The organism is Luteimonas sp. A277 (assembly GCF_054052045.1).
In genome coordinates, this window is sequence record NZ_JBSVRG010000004.1 from 40,086 (window position 1) to 58,881 (window position 18,796).

The 18,796-nt window shown below is 67.7% G+C and carries 18 protein-coding genes; 13 read left to right on the plus strand and 5 right to left on the minus strand.

The genetic code is table 11. The features are described 5' to 3' along the window. Nucleotides 1-11: 11 nt before the first annotated feature. Both ACW7G2_RS05155 and ACW7G2_RS05160 read right to left on the minus strand, forming a co-directional pair. On the minus strand, nucleotides 12-947 hold the full coding sequence (locus ACW7G2_RS05155) for a DMT family transporter (protein ID WP_456973416.1): 936 nt from the start codon (nucleotides 945-947) through the stop codon (nucleotides 12-14). Between the two features lie 74 nt (nucleotides 948-1,021). Further along, nucleotides 1,022-3,169 (minus strand): GGDEF domain-containing protein, encoded by a 2,148-nt coding sequence (locus tag ACW7G2_RS05160; RefSeq protein WP_456973418.1) that lies wholly within the window; start codon nucleotides 3,167-3,169, stop codon nucleotides 1,022-1,024. A 243-nt stretch (nucleotides 3,170-3,412) separates the two neighbouring features. On the opposite strand from ACW7G2_RS05160, the gene ACW7G2_RS05165 reads away from it, so the two are divergent. The 5 genes from ACW7G2_RS05165 (at nucleotide 3,413) to ACW7G2_RS05185 (ending at nucleotide 7,828) form a co-directional block, all read left to right on the plus strand. Then, a complete protein-coding gene (locus tag ACW7G2_RS05165) occupies nucleotides 3,413-5,200 on the plus strand; it encodes a glutamine--tRNA ligase/YqeY domain fusion protein (protein WP_456973420.1) in 1,788 nt (595 codons plus the stop codon). Between the two features lie 12 nt (nucleotides 5,201-5,212). Then, a complete protein-coding gene (locus tag ACW7G2_RS05170; RefSeq protein ID WP_456973422.1) occupies nucleotides 5,213-5,605 on the plus strand; it encodes a hypothetical protein in 393 nt (130 codons plus the stop codon). Next, nucleotides 5,605-6,189, plus strand: a complete 585-nt coding sequence (locus ACW7G2_RS05175) for a nucleoside deaminase (RefSeq protein ID WP_456973424.1) — start codon at nucleotides 5,605-5,607, stop codon at nucleotides 6,187-6,189. The genes ACW7G2_RS05170 and ACW7G2_RS05175 overlap by 1 nt, the downstream gene beginning before the upstream one ends. 2 nt (nucleotides 6,190-6,191) lie before the next feature. Then, on the plus strand, nucleotides 6,192-7,241 hold the full coding sequence (gene rlmM, locus ACW7G2_RS05180; protein WP_456973426.1) for a 23S rRNA (cytidine(2498)-2'-O)-methyltransferase RlmM: 1,050 nt from the start codon (nucleotides 6,192-6,194) through the stop codon (nucleotides 7,239-7,241). A gap of 116 nt (nucleotides 7,242-7,357) precedes the next feature. Then, entirely contained in the window at nucleotides 7,358-7,828 is a 471-nt protein-coding gene (locus tag ACW7G2_RS05185; protein WP_456973428.1) for a hypothetical protein, read from the plus strand. Nucleotides 7,829-7,854: 26 nt separating this feature from the next. Here the strand turns inward: ACW7G2_RS05185 and ACW7G2_RS05190 are convergent, their stop codons facing one another. Further along, complete coding sequence (locus ACW7G2_RS05190; RefSeq protein ID WP_456973430.1) at nucleotides 7,855-9,024, minus strand: FAD-dependent oxidoreductase; 1,170 nt, start codon at nucleotides 9,022-9,024, stop codon at nucleotides 7,855-7,857. Continuing rightward, entirely contained in the window at nucleotides 9,021-10,253 is a 1,233-nt protein-coding gene (gene ubiH / locus ACW7G2_RS05195; RefSeq protein WP_456973432.1) for a 2-octaprenyl-6-methoxyphenyl hydroxylase, read from the minus strand. The genes ACW7G2_RS05190 and ubiH overlap by 4 nt, the downstream gene beginning before the upstream one ends. Before the next feature lie 45 nt (nucleotides 10,254-10,298). Here ubiH and ACW7G2_RS05200 point away from each other — a divergent pair, with 45 nt between their 5' ends. Genes ACW7G2_RS05200 through ACW7G2_RS05210 form a run of 3 tightly spaced genes read left to right on the plus strand, consistent with a single transcriptional unit; the run spans nucleotide 10,299 to nucleotide 12,385 of the window. Continuing rightward, nucleotides 10,299-10,883: a DUF6580 family putative transport protein gene (locus ACW7G2_RS05200; RefSeq protein ID WP_456973434.1), complete on the plus strand. Its 585-nt coding sequence runs from the start codon at nucleotides 10,299-10,301 to the stop codon at nucleotides 10,881-10,883. Between the two features lie 12 nt (nucleotides 10,884-10,895). Beyond that, nucleotides 10,896-11,450, plus strand: a complete 555-nt coding sequence (locus tag ACW7G2_RS05205) for a cob(I)yrinic acid a,c-diamide adenosyltransferase (RefSeq protein ID WP_456973436.1) — start codon at nucleotides 10,896-10,898, stop codon at nucleotides 11,448-11,450. Nucleotides 11,451-11,452: 2 nt separating this feature from the next. Further along, the gene (locus ACW7G2_RS05210; protein WP_456973733.1) at nucleotides 11,453-12,385 is read left to right on the plus strand and encodes a histone deacetylase family protein; all 933 of its coding nucleotides are present in this window, start codon (nucleotides 11,453-11,455) and stop codon (nucleotides 12,383-12,385) included. 12 nt (nucleotides 12,386-12,397) lie between these two features. On the opposite strand, the gene msrB is transcribed toward ACW7G2_RS05210, so the two are convergent. Continuing rightward, nucleotides 12,398-12,808, minus strand: coding sequence for a peptide-methionine (R)-S-oxide reductase MsrB (gene msrB, locus ACW7G2_RS05215; protein WP_456973438.1), 411 nt, complete (start codon nucleotides 12,806-12,808; stop codon nucleotides 12,398-12,400). 105 nt (nucleotides 12,809-12,913) lie between these two features. On the opposite strand from msrB, the gene lptD reads away from it, so the two are divergent. The 5 genes from lptD to apaG are packed head-to-tail and all read left to right on the plus strand — an operon-like array spanning nucleotide 12,914 to nucleotide 18,794. Beyond that, on the plus strand, nucleotides 12,914-15,292 hold the full coding sequence (gene lptD, locus ACW7G2_RS05220) for an LPS assembly protein LptD (RefSeq protein WP_456973440.1): 2,379 nt from the start codon (nucleotides 12,914-12,916) through the stop codon (nucleotides 15,290-15,292). Beyond that, nucleotides 15,289-16,593, plus strand: coding sequence for a peptidylprolyl isomerase (locus ACW7G2_RS05225; RefSeq protein WP_456973442.1), 1,305 nt, complete (start codon nucleotides 15,289-15,291; stop codon nucleotides 16,591-16,593). The genes lptD and ACW7G2_RS05225 overlap by 4 nt, the downstream gene beginning before the upstream one ends. A gap of 1 nt (nucleotide 16,594) precedes the next feature. Beyond that, on the plus strand, nucleotides 16,595-17,575 hold the full coding sequence (gene pdxA / locus ACW7G2_RS05230) for a 4-hydroxythreonine-4-phosphate dehydrogenase PdxA (protein WP_456973444.1): 981 nt from the start codon (nucleotides 16,595-16,597) through the stop codon (nucleotides 17,573-17,575). Beyond that, nucleotides 17,572-18,375, plus strand: coding sequence for a 16S rRNA (adenine(1518)-N(6)/adenine(1519)-N(6))-dimethyltransferase RsmA (gene rsmA / locus ACW7G2_RS05235; RefSeq protein ID WP_456973446.1), 804 nt, complete (start codon nucleotides 17,572-17,574; stop codon nucleotides 18,373-18,375). Before pdxA ends, rsmA begins: the two co-directional genes overlap by 4 nt. Before the next feature lie 35 nt (nucleotides 18,376-18,410). Continuing rightward, nucleotides 18,411-18,794 carry a Co2+/Mg2+ efflux protein ApaG gene (gene apaG / locus ACW7G2_RS05240; protein ID WP_456973448.1) on the plus strand — a complete coding sequence of 128 codons (384 nt, stop codon included), beginning with the start codon at nucleotides 18,411-18,413 and terminating at the stop codon, nucleotides 18,792-18,794. Nucleotides 18,795-18,796: the final 2 nt, after the last annotated feature.

An 18,796-nucleotide genomic window follows, 5' to 3' on the forward strand; every position in this document is an offset into this window, starting at 1 on the left:
CGACGCAGCGTTCAGGCCGCCTGCGCAGGCAGTCTGGAACGACCCCTGAGGCTGGCCAGGAAAATTCCGGCCAGGGTCAGCGCCAGGCCCAGCCAGGCGCGCGGTTCAACCTGCAAATCCAGCACCACCAGGTCCAGCAGAAAGGCCACGATCGGCTGCAGGAGCAATAACAGGCCGATCACCGCCACGCTCAAATGCGCCATCGCCCGCGAGATCAGCACCCAGCTCAGACAGTGGCCCAGTCCGGCCAGCACCAGCAGCCAGCCCAACGACTGCCACGACGGGATCACAAACGAGCTGCCCTCGGCCAGCCCGGCCATGCCCAGCAGCAGCGCGCACATCAGCGCAATCAGCGCCAGCACCTGGACGATCGGCGCCCGCTGATGGCCGGCAGCGGTACCGGCTGCATGCGCCTCGCCCTGGGCACGCCGGAGCGCCAGGTTGTAGAGCGCATAGCACAGTCCGGTGGCCAGCCCGGCCAGCACGCCCCAGCGATAACCCGCCGGCAGCGTGTCCCAGTCGCCACCCAGCATCAGGTACAGGCCGAAAAACGCCAGGCCAATCCCGGCCATGAAGCGCGGTCCCACCCGTTCGTGGAACAGCACCACCCCGGCCAGCGCCATGAAGAACACCTGTCCGTTGGCAAGCAGCGTCGCCAGTCCAGGGCCGACCAGCAGAATGCTGCGATGCCACAGCCACAGGTCGGCGGCAAAGGCTGTGGCGGCCGCGACCGACCACCACCACACCTGGCGCGGCACTGGCCGCCATCCGCGCTGCAACAGGATCACCGCCAGCAGCATGAGGCCGGCGAAAAGCATCCGGTAGAAGGCCGAGATCGTTGGCGGGGTATCGGCAAAGCGCACCATCAGCCCGTTGCTGCCGATCAGCGCCGCGCCGGAAAGCATCCACAGCAGCGCCCTGCTCTGCCCATCACCCTGCTGCTGCATCTCACACCGCACCTGCATCAACGAGCCCGGAAGCTTAGCAGCGGCCTGCTTCCCTGATCAGCTGGCCCGCCCGATCAGGTAAAGACCGCGGGCGCCACGTGCACGCAGTTGCGCCCGGCACGCTTGGCTGCATAGAGCGCCTTGTCGGCGCGCTCGATGGTGGCCTGGGGGCTGCGCTCACCCTCGCGACGGGTGGCCACGCCTACGCTGACGGTCAGCTTGACCGGCTGGCCTTCCCAGTCGATCACCTGTCGCTCCACTGCTGCGCGCAGGTGTTCACCCACCTGCCGGGCTGCTGCGCCGGTGCATCCCGGCAGGATGACCACGAACTCCTCGCCACCGTAGCGGCCGAAGATGTCCCTTTCTTCCAGCGCTCCGGCCAGGGCGCCGGCCACCGCCCGCAGGCACTGGTCACCCGCCGCGTGCCCGTAGCGGTCGTTGATGAGTTTGAAGCGGTCCAGATCAACGAACAGCACCGACAGCGGCAGGCCGTCGCGGTCGGCCTCGGCAAAACAGCGCCCCAGCCACTGATCCACCGAGCGCCGGTTGAGGCTGCCGGTCAGGGCATCAAGTTCCGCCGACTGGCGCAGCTGGATGGCCGCGATGGCCTGGTCCACCTGCATCTGGGTGGTACGGCAGAACTCGCTGGCCAGCGCCATCTCATCAGGTGCCAGCCCTTCCCCCCCGGCCCGGCGCAGCAGCAGTGCCCCCCACGCTGGCGCCCTGAGCCTGAGCGGGATCACTGCTTCGGTGAATGCCCCTGCAGCAACCGTCAGGGGCTGCTGCAGCGCAAGCCCTGCGGCCGCCTGCCTGCGCAGGACCAGGGCACGCTCGCTCAGGCCTGCCACCACCGCGTCGTGCGAGTCGCTCGGCTCCACCAGCAGCAGGCTGCGTCCGTGATAGCCCTCGGCCAGCACCGCCAGCCCGGAAACGGGCAGCAATGGCAGCAGATGGGTGGCCATGATCTGGAATCCGCTCCAGGCGACCTCCGCCTGCCCCACCTGGCGCAGCCTTGATTGCAGCGCATTGACCAGCTCGGTACGCGCTGCTTCACGCAGCATCCTCCGCTCGCTTTCAATACGCGCTTTCTGGTCACGATCGCGCTGCTCACGGTATTCGCTGATCCGGTGCACCAGGCCAATCGCACACAGGGTCAGGAACAGCACCAGGGCGCCCTGGTAAAGAAACCGGGTAAGCAGCGGACCTAGCAGGTGCATGTCCGCCAGCAGCTCCAGCGACAGCGCCACCGCGATCAGAATCAGCAACAGCAAGATCAGCGGCCAGGCCATGGCCACCCGCCGGCGCACCGCATCGCCAAACAGGAGCAAGCTGCCGCCGCCCACGGCCAGCCAGCAGACGAATGCGACCTGACGCCACGGGAGCGTTGGCAGCCCCACGCCCACCAGGCACAGCGCGGCCAGGCCGAGCATTGTCCAGAACGCGACATCCATGGTCCGCGCCACCCTCTCCGCTCCGGGCGACTGGCCCACGTACTGCTGGATCAGCCGGACCCAGGTTGCCAGGAACAGGAAAACCAGAGCCCACAGCCCCGAAGTCCGCCAATGGGCCATCACCCGCAAACCAGGCAAGCCGTACAGATGTCCGTTGACCGCCGCCAACATCAGTACCAGCGCACTGGCACAGACGAACAGCGTGAGAAACACCCGGTCACGCGCCGCCGCATAAAGTGACAGCGACAGCATGGCCAGCATCAGCAGGCTGGCATAGATCACTGCGCTGCCTACTGCAGCCGCCTGCTCCAGCCGCGCTGCTTCGATGACCGGCATGACCCGCGGCTGCAGGCTGGCACCCGGGCCCGGATGTGCGTGCAGGGTGGCCACTATCGGCCCTTCCCAACGCTGCGGCAGCATGAAGACATAGCCACCAGGCAGCACCCCTTCGACCGGGTCGGGAGCGAAAAAGTCGCGCTCCGCGCTGCTCCAGCCATGGGTTTCCAGCCAGATCGCATGCCGCGACACGCGCGGCACCCATATCACCCACGGCGAAGCCCGCGACTCTTTCGCAGGAAGGTTGAACCGGAGTTGCAATGTGCCGGGGGCGGCTCCGCCATCGGGCGTGATGATTTCCACGGCGACGGGAGAGGTGCGGGCGCTTTCAGTGGTCGCCAACCCGCTTCCCACCAGGACCAGCAGGACCAGCAGCCCGACGACATGCCACACGTCGCCACGCCGCGGCTGCCCGCCAGCCCGGGACCTCAACATGGCGCGGTTCCATCCTTGTGTACCTGCTGCAGCACCTGATCCCCCCTGACCGGTTCAACTGCGCCTGTGTCGCCTTTTAAGCAAAGGATATGCCATAAAAGCGTTATCCACATCACATTTGCAACCAATAGAGGTGGGGGATTCTGTCCAATGGAACGGATGGAGCTTCGATGCCACCCCCCGCGGCTCCGCAATCCGGGCCGTCAAGGCCTACACTAGGCGCCCGTTTTCGCATTGTTCCGCATGACCAGCTCTGACGCCCCAGCAAGCCTCCCCGCCCGCCCGCAGACCATTACCGACCGCAAGCCGGACCCGGCTCCGGTCGAGCGCCAGGACTTCGTCCGCCAGATCGTCCGTGACGACCTGGCCAGCGGCAAGCACAGCTTCATCCGCACCCGGTTCCCGCCCGAGCCCAACGGCTACCTGCATATCGGCCACGCCAAGGCAATCTGCCTGGACTTCGGTATTGCCGAGGAATTCAGCGGCGTGTGCAACCTGCGCTTCGATGACACCAACCCGGAGAAGGAGCACCCCGAGTTCGTGCGCGCGATCCAGGATGACGTGCGCTGGCTCGGTTTTGAATGGGCCAGCCTGCGCCACGCGTCGGACTACTTCGGCGTGTTCTACCTGGCCGCCGAGAAGCTGATCAGGCAGGGCGAAGCCTATGTGTGCGACCTGAGCGCGGAAGAAGTGCGCGAGTATCGCGGCACCCTGACCGAGCCGGGACGCAATTCCCCCTGGCGCGAGCGCTCGGCGGAGGAGAGCCTGGACCTGTTCCGGCGGATGCGCGCCGGCGAATTCCCGGACGGTGCCCGCACCCTGCGCGCCAAGATCGACATGGCCAGCGGCAACATCAACATGCGCGACCCGGCCCTGTACCGGATCAAGCACGTGCCGCACCAGAACACCGGCGACGAGTGGGTGATCTATCCCATGTACGACATCGCCCATGCGTTGGGGGACGCCGTGGAAGGCATCACCCACTCGCTGTGCACGCTGGAGTTCGAAGACCACCGTCCGCTGTACGACTGGTGCGTGGACAAGGTGGATCTGGCCGGCAATCCGGAACTGCTGGAGCCTCTGAAGGAGAAGGGCCTGCCGATCGAGGCCGCCAAGCCGCGCCAGATCGAGTTCTCGCGCCTCAACATCAACTACACGGTGATGAGCAAGCGCAAGCTCACCCAGCTGGTGGCCGATGGGCTGGTGGACGGCTGGGACGACCCGCGCATGTACTCGCTGCAGGGCCTGCGCCGGCGCGGCTACACCCCGTCGGCACTGCGCCTGTTCGTGGATCGGATCGGGGTCAGCAAACAGAACTCGATGATCGATTTTTCGGTGCTGGAAGGCGCGCTGCGTGACGACCTGGACGCGGTGGCGCCGCGGCGCATGGCGGTGATCGAACCGCTGAAACTGGTCATCACCAATCTGCCCGAAGGCCACGAAGAACAGCTCACCTTCGCCAATCATCCCAAGGACGAATCGTTTGGCAGTCGCCAGGTGCCGTTCTCGAGCGAGCTCTGGATCGAACAGGGCGATTTCGCCGAGGTGCCGCCCAAGGGCTGGCGCCGCCTGGTTCCCGGGGGCGAAGTGCGCCTGCGCGGCGCCGGGATCGTGCGCTGCGACGAAGTGATCAAGGACGATAGCGGCCAGGTGATCGAACTGCGCGCCACCCTGGACCCTGAATCACGGCCCGGCATGGAAGGCGCCAACCGCAAGGTCAAGGGCACCGTCCATTGGGTCTGCGCGGCACGGGCCGTGGCGGCTGAAATCCGCCTGTATGACCGCCTGTTTCTGGTGCCGGATCCGGATGACGAATCCGAAGGCAAGACCTACCGCGACCATCTCAATCCGGACTCGCGCCGCAGCGTGCAGGGCTGGATCGAGCCGGCCGCGGCGGTGGCCGAGCCGGAGGACAGCCTCCAGTTCGAACGCCAGGGCTATTTTGTTGCAGACCGCCAGGACCACCGCGCTGATACCCCGGTGTTCAACCGCAGCGTCACCCTGCGCGACACCTGGGCCGCCAAGGCCTGATAGGGAGGAAGCATGCGCCACCGCCTGTTGCTGCTGCTGTCCGCCACCCTGTTGGCACTGATGCTTGGCGCCTGTGCGGCGCCGACGACCGACGCTGGTGCCCCGGCGAATGGTGCACCGGAGGGCGTGGATCCCACGCCACAAGCCATCAGCGGCCTGCCCGACCTGGACTACAGCTGCCAGGTCGACAGCGACTGCGAGGTCAAGAACGTCGGCAACTGCTGCGGCTACTTTCCGGCCTGCGTGAATGCGGCCGCCGAGCCGGATCCGGATGCCGTCATGGCGCAGTGCGCCGAAAGCGGCATGGCGTCGGTGTGCGGGTTTCGCGAGATCCAGGCCTGCACCTGCGTCAGCAACCGCTGCGAGGCGGTGAACCGGTTCGCGGTGCCGTTGGAGCAGAAATGATGTTTGCAGCCTTGCCCGGGCGGGTCGAACTTGTCCTGCCCGATTGGATCGAGGAGGTCGTGGCAGGCGTTGACGCGGTCGCCGGCGATGAAGCCAAGGTGGCGCTGGCCATCGAGCTGTCGCGCCGCAACTTGGAAGCCGGGACAGGCGGCCCGTTTGGCGCGGTGGTTTTCGGGCCGGATGACCGGGTGGTCGCCGCTGCGGTCAACCGGGTCATACCGCAGGGGTGCTCGGTGGCCCACGCCGAAATCATGGCCTACATGCTGGCCCAGCAGCGTGTCGGCCGGGCGCGCCTGAACCGCGACGAGAACGACCAGCCGCTCGGCTCCTATGTATTGGCAACCTCGGCGCAGCCCTGCTGCCAGTGTTACGGCGCGACCGTATGGGCCGGCGTTGACCGGCTGCTGATCGGCGCCCGCTCGACGGACGTGGAAGAATTGACCGAATTCGATGAAGGGCCGCTGCCCGCCGACTGGGTCGGCGAGCTTGAGCGCCGCGGCATCGCCGTGGTCCGCGACCTGCTGCGCCAGGATGCCCGCACCGTGCTGGCTGCCTATGGCGGCGGCGACGGCGTGCGGTACTGATCATGGCCGGAACCCTGCTGTGCTACTGCCGCGCCGGTTTCGAACCCGAGCTGGCGGCCGAACTGGGCGAGCGCGCTGCGTTGGCCGGATTCCCCGGCTACGCCCGGGCCACGCGCGGGGATGGCTATGTCCTCTTCCATGCCGGCGAAGAAGGCCCCGGCCTGTCACAGGCCCTGCCCTGGCAACGGCTGGTGTTCGCCAGGCAGAAGCTGGACCTGATCGCGGAGCTGCCGCAGATCGACGCCAGCGACCGGATCACCCCGGTCATGCAGGCGCTTGAAGGCCTGGGCCGCTACGGCGACCTGTGGGTGGAGCATCCTGATTCGGACGCGGGCCGGCCGCTTTCGGCCCTGGCCCGGAGCTTTGGCAACGCCCTGCGTCCGGCGTTGCGCAAGCGCGGCTTCCTCAGCGAACGCGACGAGCCCCGCCTGCCGCGGCTGCACGTGTTCCTGCTGGCCGGCGACCATATCCTGCTCGCCCGGGCAGACCGCGCTGACAGCGCGCCCTGGCCATTGGGCATCCCGCGCCTGCGCCTGCACTCCGATGCGCCGTCGCGCTCGGCGCTGAAGCTGGAAGAAGCCCTGATGGCCCTGCTTGACGAGCGCGAACGCGAGAAGTGGATCAAGCCCGGCATGCGCGCCGCCGACCTGGGCGCCGCACCCGGCGGCTGGGCCTGGGTATTGACCCGCCACCACGTCCACGTCACCGCGATCGACAACGGACCGCTGCAGCCGGCGCTTCTGGACACCGGCCTGGTCAGGCACCTGCGTGAAGACGGCTTCCACTGGAGCCCCGACCGCCCGATGGACTGGCTGGTCTGCGACATGGTTGACCAGCCGCGGCGCGTCGCCGCCCGTATGGGCGACTGGTTCCGCAATGAGTGGTGCCGCCACGCGATATTCAATCTCAAGTTGCCGATGAAAAAGCGCTGGCAGGAAGTCCAGCTGAGCCTGGATCTGTTCCAGCAGACGGCAGAGCGTCCCGTGCACATCCGCGCGCGCCAGCTCTACCATGACCGCGAGGAAATCACGGTTTTCGCGACTGTCCGCTGAACGCCGACGGGATTTATCCGCAATTTCAAGCGGATTTCATCGCTGCACCTCCAGCATGGGCATACCGGCGTCATATGCGCTGTATCGGCGTCGGCCATCCCTATTGGAGAAATCCCGTGAAGCCCAGCCAAGACATCCGCAGCCTCCGGATTGCAATCCTGGCGGCGTTGGCCATCCCGTTCGCCGCGCTCGCACAGCCGGCCCCGACCGAACCCCCGGTGGATCCAATCACCCCGGTCGACACCACGCCCCCTGAAGCGGTGCCGCCCACCGACCCGGTCGAGGCCGCCCCGCCGTGGACGGATGAAACCCAGCCTCCGCCGGCCACGCCGCCCGCACAATCAGACACCACCAGCCATGTGCTCGGGAACGAGCAGGGTCGTGACGTGACGCTGCACGAGCATCCGCCGAGCTCGGTCGTGGGCGACTACAGCGTTGATTTCGACACCCTTGATACCGACAGCGACGGGCACATCAGCCGCAGCGAAGCGCAGGCCAACCCCACCCTGTCCGCCGAATTCGACGGCGTGGACCGGGATGGTGACGGTCTGCTGAGCCGTGAGGAACTTGCGGGCTGGAATCGCTGAAGCGCCTGCATTGTCCGTCTGCCCCGCTAGAGCCCGGCGGCCCGACGCCATAGCAGGTGTGCGACCGGCCCGATCCGCGAGGCCGCGCCAAACAGCTGCCCACGCAGCAGCGTGGGCAGCAGCGCGTCGTTGGAGAACACCCGGTCGATGCCGTCGAACGTGCACGCGGCGACGGCATTCTCGCTTTTGCGCCGCCGCGCCCAGCGCCGCAGCCGATGCGGGGAGTCCCAACCTTCGCCCGCGCGACGCACCAGCTCGCGTAACCCGTTCACGTCGCGCAAGCCCATGTTCACTCCCTGGCCGGCCAGCGGATGAACGACGTGGGCAGCATCGCCGAGCAGCAGCAGACGGCCCTGTTGGGCGGTGTCTGCCAGACGTAACCGCAGGGGGAATGCCGCACGGGGCGAACGCGGGCGCACTGTCCCCAGACGGCCGCCGAACGCCCGGGTGAGCGCATCACCGAACGCGGCATCATCCAGCGCCAATACGCGCGTCGCCTCCGCGTCGGGCAGCGACCAGACGATCGAACAGCTGCCATCAGCGCAGGGCAGGAAGGCCAGCGGTCCGCCCGGCAGGAACCGCTGCCACGCGGTGTCCTCATGCCCGAGCTCCGTATCCACGTAGCCCACCACGCCGCGCTGGCCGTAGTCGCGGCCGCGGGTACCGATACCGGCCATGCGGCGCAGGCTGGATTCCGCCCCATCGGCGGCCACCACCACCCGCGTCGCCAGTCGGCGACCGTCGTCGAGCTCCAGCCGTGCGCCGTCGTCGTCCTGTTCGAACGATTGCACCCGGGCCGGACAATGCACATCCACTCCAACCGCGGGCAATGCCGCACGCAGCCGATCCACCAGCAGGCCGTTCTCAACGATCCAGCCCAGCGCATCGCGTGCATAGGCATCGCCGTCAAACAGCAGCTCGTCTCCGCCCGCCGCATCCCAGACCCGCATCCGCCGGTAGGGGTGGGCGCGCGCCAGGCGGATCGCATCCCAGGCGCCAATTGATTGCAGCAGCGCAATGTTGTCCGGAGCCAGGGCGAACACCCGCAGGTCCGGCTGCTCCCGGCTCCAGGGTCGGGCGGGCGCGGCTTCCACCAGCTCAACCCGCAATCCTTCGCCGGCCAGCGCCAGCGCGCAGGTCGCGCCGACCACGCCGCCGCCAACCACCACCGCGTCGCTGCGCATCCGGCGGCTCATGCCTGCGGCCTCCGGCACAGCGCGGGCACCTGGCCGCGATAGCCCATGGCCCCGCCCGCCAGTCGCGCCTGCAGGGCAGGCAGGCGGTCCACCGCCAGCAGCCCGAAGGCGCGCAGCGGCCGCAGCAGCGGCGCATCATTGGCGGTCACCCGGGCCAGGCCATCGGAAAATTCCAGGGTCTGCTCCCTGTCCTCACGGCGCCGCTCCTCGTAGCTGCGAAGCATCTGTGCGCTGCCGGGATCGTCGCGGTGCGCGGCGAGCAGCTCGGCCAGCGTCAGCGCATCGCGCAGGCCGAGGTTGAAGCCCTGGGCACCCACCGGGTGCATGCTCTGGGCGGCGTTGCCCACCAGGACCGCTCTGCCAGCCACGGTGCGCCGCGCGACCACCCTGACCATGGGATAGGCGCTGCGCGGACCGGCAGCCAGGAACCGTCCGGCGCGCCAGCCAAAAGCGGCCTGGATACGCGCAAGGTAGGTCGCCTCGTCCCAGTCCATCGCGGCTTCGGCCTGCCCGCGGGCCACGCCGTGGACCACGCCGTAATGGCGGTCGCCGCGCGGCAGCACTGCGGTGGGTCCGTGGGCGGTGAAGCGCTCCCAGGCGGTCCCATCGGGGGAGCTGGAGGCGCGCACCCGCGCCACCAGCAGGGTCTGATCGTAGTCGCGATGGTCGGCCTCGATCCCCAATGCAGCGCGCACGCCGCTGGCACTGCCGTCGGCGCCGACCAACAGGCGTGCATGCACGGTGCGTTCGCCCTGGTCCTGTGCAATCCGCACCCGGCACAGGTCGCCCTCCACGCTGCAGCCCACAAAGCGCGCCGGACGATAGCGGGTCAGGCCGTGCAGCTGCGCCAGCCGTGTTTCCAGCGCCTGGCCAAAATCACTGGCCACAACCACCTGGCCAAACGCCTCGCGACCGTAGTCGGCCGCTTCCATGCAGACCCGGCCGAAGTCACCCGCCCGGCTGACGTGGATGCGCCGGATGAGCCCCGGCGGCATGCGCAGTTCCTGCATCACACCAAGCGCGGTGAGCGCATTGACCGTGGCGTCGGCAAAGCTCAGGTTGCGCTGATCGAACACCGGCGGCAGGGAGCCTGCGGGCGATGCCTCGACCTGGGCGACATCCATCCCCAACTGGTCAAGCGCGATCGCCAAGCTGGCTCCAACAAGGCCGCCGCCGACGATCAGCACATCGTGGCAGGGAGGGCTGGAGTGGGAGCTGGGCTGCGGCATTGCGCTATGCTATCGCCTTCCACTCCAAAGCTCCGCGACCAGCCGATGAACAGTTCTGACCAAGCCCCCAGCCTCGCCCTCGGTCCCCTGCTGCTGACGGGCCTGATCGTCGCCGCCGCACTGACCCGTCTGCTGCCGCAGCCACCGAACTTTTCGCCGGTGATCGCCATCGCGCTGTTTGCCGGGGCCTACTTCGCGGGCCGCCGCTGGGCGATGCTGGTGCCGCTGGCCGCCATGCTGGTGTCGGACCTGGCCCTGGCTGCGACCAATGGCGGCATCTACCTGCAGCACATGACCAGCCCGGTCGCGCTGTCGGTCTACGCCTGCATCCTGCTGTCCACCCTGGTCGGCTTCGGCCTGCGCGGCAAGGTCAGCAGCGTGCGCGTGCTGGGCGGGTCGGTCGCCGGCTCGGTACTGTTCTTCGCGGTGACCAACTTCATGGTCTGGACCACGGCCACCACGGTTCCCGGCCACGCCCACTGCGTCGCGGGCCTGGCACCCTGCTACGCGGCAGCTATCCCGTTCTTCCACTGGACCCTGCTGGGCACGCTGTTCTGGTCGGCGGTGCTGTTTGGCGGGTTCGAACTGCTGCGCCGCCGCGTTCCGGCGCTGCGCGCCCAGACCGTCTGACGGCCGCCGCCGGTGGGCAATCGGCTCTCGAAGATCTACACCCGCACCGGGGACGATGGCACCACCGGCCTGGGTGACGGAAGCCGGGTGCCCAAGGATTCCGCGCGGGTCACCGCCTACGGCACGGTGGACGAGGCCAACTCCACCATCGGCCTGATCCAGGCCTGCAAGCTGCCCGACGAAGTGCGCGACGTGCTGACCCGGGTGCAGCACCAGATGTTCGACCTTGGCGGGGAGCTGTGCATTCCCGGCCACGCGGCGATCCAGGATGCCGATATCGAACATCTGGAAGCCAGGCTTGACCATTTCAACCAGCAGCTGCCACCGCTCAAGGAATTCATCCTTCCCGGTGGAGGCGAAGCCGCTGCACGCTGCCACGTGGCCCGTACCGTGGTGCGCCGTGCCGAGCGCGAGGCGGTCACGCTGGCCCGCCACGAACCGGTCAGGGCCCAGGCGATCCACTACCTCAACCGTCTGTCCGACCTGCTGTTCGTGCTGTCACGGGTGCTGGCCCGCGTCGACGGGCACGGCGAAGTCCTCTGGGATCACGACCGGCGCAAGCCGTGAGCCTGCGGGTTTATACCCACCCCGCCTGCATCGCCCACGACACCGGAGAAGGCCACCCCGAGCGCCCGGAACGCCTGGGCGTGATCATCCAAGCCCTGCGTGACGGCATGCCCGACATCGACTGGCACGAAGCCCCGGCCGCCAGCCGTGGCCAGCTGCTGCGGGTGCATTCGGAATCGCTGCTGCAGACAGTGCTTGAGACCGAGGTGACCGGGATCGTTCGTCTGGACCCGGACACCATGCTGTCCCCTGCCTCGGCCGAGGCTGCCCTGCGCGCCGCGGGCTCGGGCATTGCTGCGGTGGACGCGGTGATGGCCGGCGAGGTGCCGGTGGCGTTCTGCGCCGTGCGCCCGCCCGGGCACCACGCCACCGGCGGCGAGGCAATGGGCTTCTGCCTGTTCAACAACGTTGCCGTTGCCGCTGCTCACGCACTCGATCGGCATGGCCTGACCCGGGTGGCGATCATTGATTTCGACGTCCACCACGGCAACGGCACCCAGGCCATCTTCGAGTCAGAGCCGCGGGTGATGTATCTCAGCTCGCACCAGGAATCGCTGTACCCGGATACCGGGCAGCGCCGCGAACGCGGTGTTGGCAATTTGGTGAACGTGCCGCTGGCCGCCGGCACCGGCAGTCGCGCCTTCCGCGAGGCGTGGAGCGAGCGGCTGCTGCCGGAGCTGGACGGTTTCAAGCCCCAGCTGCTGCTGGTTTCAGCGGGCTTCGACGCCCACTGGCGCGACCCGCTCGCCCAGCTGCAGCTGGACGGCGAGGATTTCGGCTGGCTGACCGGCGAGCTGCGAACGATCGCTGTACACCACGCCGCAGGTCGCATGGTGTCAACCCTTGAAGGCGGCTATGACCTGCGTGCGCTGCAGGAAAGCTGCTTGGCCCACGCGCGGGCATTGCTGGGCAGTCCGGATGCGCACCGGGACTGAGGCACCTGCCGCTCAGTCGCCTTCCGGCGTGGCCTTGAAGTCCAGTGCGGCGGAATTGAGGCAGTAGCGCAGCCCGGTCGGCGCTGGGCCATCCGGAAACACGTGCCCCAGGTGGGACTCGCAGCGCGCGCACTTCACTTCAACCCGGCGCATGCCGTGGCTGAGGTCCTCATGCTCGCTGACCGAATCAATGGCGATCGGCGCGTGGAAGCTGGGCCAGCCACTGCCGGAGTCGTATTTCGCGCCGGACCCGAACAATGCACTGCTGCAGGCAACACAGAGGTAGGTGCCCGTCTCCTTGTGGTCCCAGTACTTGCCTGTGAAAGGCGGTTCAGTGGCGGAACAGCGGCACACCGCATACTGCTCATCGCTCAACACCTCGCGCCATTCAGCCTCGGTTCGGTCGTTTGGCTTGTTGCTCATCGTTTTCTCCATGGTCCCGATGATGCCTTACATGGCATTGCATTGCCGCTTTACAAGGGATGCGGCATGCTGGCGACCGCTTTTGGACTGACCGGAAAACCCTGCGTGCGCCGAGCCCTCCGCCTGCTGCCATTGCCGCTGTGCATTGCCTTTTCCCTGACCGCGCTCGCCGATGAGCGCCCGGGAATGTGGCGCCTGTGCCCGTTGGAAGATGCTGTCCCCGAGTTTCCCGATGCCCCGCCGCCCTCGGGCACGGCAGCGGACCGGGACCAGTACCCCACCGACATCGAAGGCGATGCGCTCAGCGGCGTCTACGACCAGGTGATGAACTACGACGGCAACGTGTCGTTGCGCCGCGGCGATCAGTTCCTCAGCGCCGACAACCTGATGTTCGACGCCCAGACCGGCACCTACACTGCGGAAGGCAGCGTCCGCTACCAGGATTCGGGCATGCGCATCGTGGCCGAGCGGCTGCAGGGCGATCAGCAGCAGGACTCGCACAGCATCGGCGGCGTGCGTTACCAGCTGATTGAACAGCGCGGCAGCGGCGGCGCGGATCGCGCGGAACTCGCCGGCGACTACGGCTCGCTGTACGGGTCAACCTATTCCACCTGTCCGCCCAGCGAGCGCATGTGGGAGCTGCGCGCGCGGCAGATCGACATCGACATGGAAGACGGCTTTGGCACCGCCCGTGGCGCCACGCTGCGCCTGGGATCGGTGCCGGTGCTGTACGTGCCGTGGTTCAAGTTCCCGATCGACGATCGCCGCAAGACCGGCCTGCTGTACCCGGCAATCGGCTACAACAGCCGCAACGGCTTCGACTACCGCCAGCCGATCTACCTCAACCTGGCGCCCAATTACGACATGACCCTGGAGCCGCGGCTGATGAGCCGCCGCGGCCTGCTGCTGGGCACCGAGTTCCGGTACCTGACCAACTCCGGTCGCGGCACGTTTGAAGTTGAGTACCTGCCCTCGGACGACCTGGCTCCCAACGAACGCCAGCGCGAGATCGACGAAGGAATCCACCCGGAGAACTGGCGCAAGGAAGACCGCGGGATGTTCCATTTCAACGGCCGGCACAACATCAACCGGACCTGGCAGGCCCGTGCCAACCTCAATTGGATCAGCGACCCCCGCTACTTGGAGGACCTGAGCAGCAGCCTCGCCGAGTCCTCGCCCAGCACGCTTACCAGCACCATGGGCGTCTACGGAAGGGGCCGCTATTGGGATGCGGCGGTGACGGCCGATTACCGGGTGCTGTCCGATTACACCCTGCGCGAGCGCAACCTGCCCTACTACCGCCTGCCGCGGCTGTATGCGAACTGGGAGCAGCCTCTGCGGCCCTGGCTGGTGGCCGGCATGCAGACCGACCTGACCCGGTTCGCCCATGTCGACAGCGGGTTCAAGCCGGGCGGAAGCCGCATCGACCTCAAGCCCTACGTCTCGCTGCCGATTGAAGGGGCCTCATGGTACGTGCGTCCAAGCATGGCCTGGCGCTATACCACCTATCAGCTGGACGACGCCCTGGCCCGCAGCATCAACTCCGCGGCGCCGGATACCTCGCCCAGCCGCAGCCTGCCCATCACCAGCGTGGATGCAGGCCTGTTCTTCGACCGCGACACCCGGTTCCGCGGCGAGAACTACCTGCACACACTCGAGCCGCGGCTGTTCTATCTGAACGTCCCCTACCGCTACCAGGACGACCTGCCCCGGTTCGACACCCGCAACCTGACCTTCAGCTGGGGCCAGCTCTTCCGCGACAACCGCTACTCCGGCGCCGACCGCCAGGCCGACGCCAACCAGCTCACCCTGGCCTTGAGCACCCGCATGCTGCGGGAATCCGATGGCCAGGAGAAGCTGGCGCTGAGCGTGGGCCAGATCCGCTACTTCGAGGATTCACGGGTGGGGCTGACTCCCACATCCGGCCAGATCGAAGACGGCAAATCTTCCTGGGTCGCCGAAGGCAGCTACGCGGTCAACGACCGCTGGACCTTCAACGCCGGCTACCAGTGGGACCCCAAGGACCGGCGCGACGACCTGGTCGCCCTGCGCACCCGCTACCTGCTCGGCGACGACGGCATCGTCAACCTCGGCTACCGCTATCGCCGCAGCCAGCTGGAGCAGGTGGATTTCTCCTTCCTGTACCCGATCAATGCCACCTGGAGCCTGGTAGGCCGGTACTACTATTCGCTCCGCGACCAGCAGGTGCTCGAGGGCATCGCCGGTATCCAGTGGGACAGCTGCTGCCTGGCTGTGCGTCTGGTGGGCCGCCACTATGTGCGCAACCGGCTGGGCGAGACCAACGATTCCATCCAGCTGGAAGTTGAACTGAAGGGCATGGGCTCGGCCGGACCCGGCATGGAAGACCGCCTGCGCCGTGCTATTCTCGGCTATTACCGTGACGACCTCTATCTGGTGCCCCCGTCCGAGTTGGGCGGCCGCGGCGACGATGGGGACGACTACTACTTCGACCCCATGCCATGAAGAAACTCCTCCTTTCCCTTCTCGCCGCCGCTCTTCTGAGTGGCACCGTGCATGCCCAGCAGGTGCAGCCACTGGACGAGATCGCCGCCGTCGTCGACGAGGACGTGATCCTGCGCAGCGAGCTTGACCGCGCGGTTGGCAACATCCAGATCCAGTTCGCCGATCAGGTCGGGCAGATGCCTCCGCTGCCCATCCTGCAGCGCCAGGTACTGGAGCGGCTGATCCTGATGCGGCTGCAGACCGACCGCGCTGCCGACACCGGCATCCGCGTGGACGATGCGGAAATCGACGCCACCATCGAAGCCATCGCCCAGCAGAACGGCGGCACGGTCGATCAGCTGCGCATGCAGCTGGAAGCCGACGGCATGGCGTTCAGCGAGTTCCGCAGCTCGCTGCGCGAGGAGCTGATGACCCAGCGCCTGCGCCAGCGTTTTGCCCAGACCCGGATCGTGGTCAGCGAAGGCGAAGTTGATGCCGCCCTGCGCTCGCAGGACGGAGGCACCCAGTTCCGCCTGGCCCACATCCTGGTGGCGGTGCCTGACGGTGCCACGCCGGAACAGATCAACGTGGCCCGGGAAAAGGTCGAAGGCATCCAGGACCTGATCGAACGCAACGACATGGACTTCGCAGCCGCAGCGGTGCGCTACTCCGACAGCCCCAACGCCCTGGAAGGCGGCGATCTGGGCTGGCGCCGGATTGATGAGATCCCCGCCGCGTTCGGCACCGCCGTACCTACCATGCAGCCGGGCAGCATGCTCGGCCCGTTCCAGGGTCCCAGCGGTTTCCAGCTGCTGCAGCTCGTGGACGTGCGCGACACCGCCGGCAACAGGGTCACCCAGTACCAGGCCCGCCACATCCTGATCCGGGCCGGCCAGGACCCCGCTGAGGACGCCTCGGCCCGGTCGCGTGCCGAAGCGCTGCGTGCCCGCATCGTTGCTGGCGAGGACTTCGCCGAAGTGGCCACACAGGAATCGGAAGACCCTTCCAGCAGCCCCCGCGGTGGTGACCTGGGCTGGTTCACCGACGACCAGTTCGGCCCCGAATTCGGCAGCCAGGTGGCCCCTCTGGAGGACGGAGGAGTGTCGCAGCCGTTCCGCACCCAGGCCGGCTGGCACGTGGTGCAGCGCCTCGCTTCGCGCCAGGCCGAGGTTGACGATGAAGACCGTCGCAACCTGGTCCGCGAAAGCATTGGCCAGCGCAAGCTGGAAGACGAGTGGAACCGCTTCCAGCGCGAGCTGCGCAGCGAAGCCTACGTCGATATCCGGATCGGCGACGGCGCCGACACCGACACCGACGGCTGAGATGGCCCGTCCCCGCCTTGCGCTGGTACCGGGCGAGCCGGCCGGCGTAGGCCCGGAACTGTGCGTGGCTGCGCTGCAGCGCGACTTCGGTGCTGACATCACCATTTATGGCGACCGGGCCAGCCTGGTCCGCGCGGCCGATGTGCTGGACCTGCCCCTGCCACTGGATGGGACCGGCCCCGGTCGTGCGCAGTTGATCGAAGTCACCCATCCCCTGCTGCCCGCTTTTGGCACACCCGACCCGGCCAACGCCGCCAGCGTCATTGCCGCGCTGCGCGCCGCCACCGATGCCTGCCAGCGTGACGAGATGGATGGGATGGTCACCGGCCCGGTGCACAAAGCCGTCATCAACACGGGAGGCATCGCCTACAGCGGCACCACCGGGTTGCTGGCCGGATGGACGGGGCGCGAAGTGGTGATGATGCTTGCCAACCAGGTGCTCAGGGTTGCCCTGGCGACCACCCACCTCCCGCTGCGCGAGGTGGCCGACGCCATCACCGCGCCCGCGCTGGAACGGACCCTGCGGATCCTGCGTGCCTCGATGCAGGAAGACTTCGGCATATCCCGGCCGCGCATCGCCGTACTCGGGCTCAATCCGCATGCCGGCGAAGATGGCCATCTGGGCCGCGAGGAGATCGAAGTGATCCAGCCGGTGCTCGAACGCTTGCGCGGCGACGGCATGCAGCTGCTGGGCCCGCTGCCGGCGGACACCGCATTCCTGCCTGCAAAGCTGCGCGAGGTGGATGCGGTGCTGGCCATGTATCACGACCAGGGCCTGCCGGTGCTCAAGCACAGCGGCTTCGAGCACGCCGTCAACCTCACCCTCGGCCTGCCGTGGCCGCGGGTCGCAGTGGACCATGGAACGGCGCTGGACCTTGCCGGCAGCGGGCGGGCCACGCCCTCCAGTCTGATGGCCGCACTGGACACCTGCACCCGCCTAGCAGCAACGCGCCGGGCGACGCGGGCCGGGATGCTGGCATGAGCGGAGCGCCTGCACCCGGCTTCGGCCGCGCCAAAAAAGCGCTCGGCCAGCACTTCCTGCACGAATCGGCCTATATCGATCGCATCATCGATGCCGTCGCCCCGCACCCGGGCGACCGGGTGGTGGAAATCGGCCCGGGCCAGGGCGCGCTGACCCTGCCGCTGCTGCGCCGCCACGGCGCGCTGACGGTGATCGAGTTCGACCGCGACCTGATCGCTCCGCTCACCCATGCCGCAAGCAGCGCCGGCGACCTGGAAGTGATCCACCGCGACGTGCTGGAGGTGGACTTCACCGCCCTGGCCGCCGATGGTCCGCCGCTGCGGCTGGTGGGCAACCTGCCCTACAACATCTCCTCGCCGATCCTGTTCCACGCCCTGAAGCACGCTGGCGCGATCACCGACATGCATTTCATGCTGCAGAAGGAGGTCGTGGACCGGATGGCGGCCCCGCCGGGATCCAAGGTCTATGGCCGGCTGAGCGTCATGTTGCAGGCCAGCTGCATCGTGGTGCCGCTGTTTACCGTGCCACCGGGCGCATTCCGCCCGCCGCCCAAGGTCGACTCCGCGGTGGTGCGGTTGGCACCCAGACCCACCGGTGAAACCGGCATCGCGGATCCAGCGCGCTTTTCCGCCGTGGTCCGTGCGGCCTTTGGCCAGCGCCGCAAGACCCTGCGCAACGCACTTTCAGGCCTGTGCAGCGAAGCCACCCTCGCCGCGGCAGGCATTGACCCCAAGGCCCGCGCCGAACAGCTGCCGGTACAGGACTTCATCCGCCTGGCCAACACCCCGCCGGTCGACTAGCCAAAGCGTTCACCCGCTCCCATTACACTGTCGTCATGGAAGAGACCCCCGACTACACACTGGAAATCCAGATCGCAGCCCGGTTCCTGGAAGAGGAATCCGAGCCCGAGCGCGAACATTACGTGTTCGCCTACACCATCCGCATCCGCAACCTGGGGCGCCTGCCGGCGCAGCTGGTGCACCGCCACTGGATCATCACCGATGGCAACGGCAAGGTCGATGAGGTGCACGGCGAAGGCGTAGTGGGCCAGCAGCCCCGGCTCGAGCCTGGCGATGAGTTCGAATACACATCCGGCGCAGTGCTGGAAACCGCGGTTGGCAGCATGCAGGGCAAGTACGACATGGTTGGCGACGACGGAACCCACTTCGACGCGCCGATCCCGCCGTTCACCCTGGCTGCGCCCCGCACCCTGCACTGACC

Coding starts and splice junctions, on each gene's coding strand:
- apaG (WP_456973448.1), top strand. CDS start 18,411: ATGGAAGAGACCCCCGACTACACACTGGAAATCCAGATCGCAGCCCGG.
- ACW7G2_RS05155 (WP_456973416.1), bottom strand. CDS start 947: ATGCAGCAGCAGGGTGATGGGCAGAGCAGGGCGCTGCTGTGGATGCTT.
- ubiH (WP_456973432.1), bottom strand. CDS start 10,253: ATGCCGCAGCCCAGCTCCCACTCCAGCCCTCCCTGCCACGATGTGCTG.
- ACW7G2_RS05175 (WP_456973424.1), top strand. CDS start 5,605: ATGTTTGCAGCCTTGCCCGGGCGGGTCGAACTTGTCCTGCCCGATTGG.
- ACW7G2_RS05160 (WP_456973418.1), bottom strand. CDS start 3,169: ATGTTGAGGTCCCGGGCTGGCGGGCAGCCGCGGCGTGGCGACGTGTGG.
- pdxA (WP_456973444.1), top strand. CDS start 16,595: ATGGCCCGTCCCCGCCTTGCGCTGGTACCGGGCGAGCCGGCCGGCGTA.
- ACW7G2_RS05200 (WP_456973434.1), top strand. CDS start 10,299: ATGAACAGTTCTGACCAAGCCCCCAGCCTCGCCCTCGGTCCCCTGCTG.
- ACW7G2_RS05165 (WP_456973420.1), top strand. CDS start 3,413: ATGACCAGCTCTGACGCCCCAGCAAGCCTCCCCGCCCGCCCGCAGACC.
- rsmA (WP_456973446.1), top strand. CDS start 17,572: ATGAGCGGAGCGCCTGCACCCGGCTTCGGCCGCGCCAAAAAAGCGCTC.
- msrB (WP_456973438.1), bottom strand. CDS start 12,808: ATGAGCAACAAGCCAAACGACCGAACCGAGGCTGAATGGCGCGAGGTG.
- ACW7G2_RS05225 (WP_456973442.1), top strand. CDS start 15,289: ATGAAGAAACTCCTCCTTTCCCTTCTCGCCGCCGCTCTTCTGAGTGGC.
- ACW7G2_RS05190 (WP_456973430.1), bottom strand. CDS start 9,024: ATGAGCCGCCGGATGCGCAGCGACGCGGTGGTGGTTGGCGGCGGCGTG.
- rlmM (WP_456973426.1), top strand. CDS start 6,192: ATGGCCGGAACCCTGCTGTGCTACTGCCGCGCCGGTTTCGAACCCGAG.
- ACW7G2_RS05170 (WP_456973422.1), top strand. CDS start 5,213: ATGCGCCACCGCCTGTTGCTGCTGCTGTCCGCCACCCTGTTGGCACTG.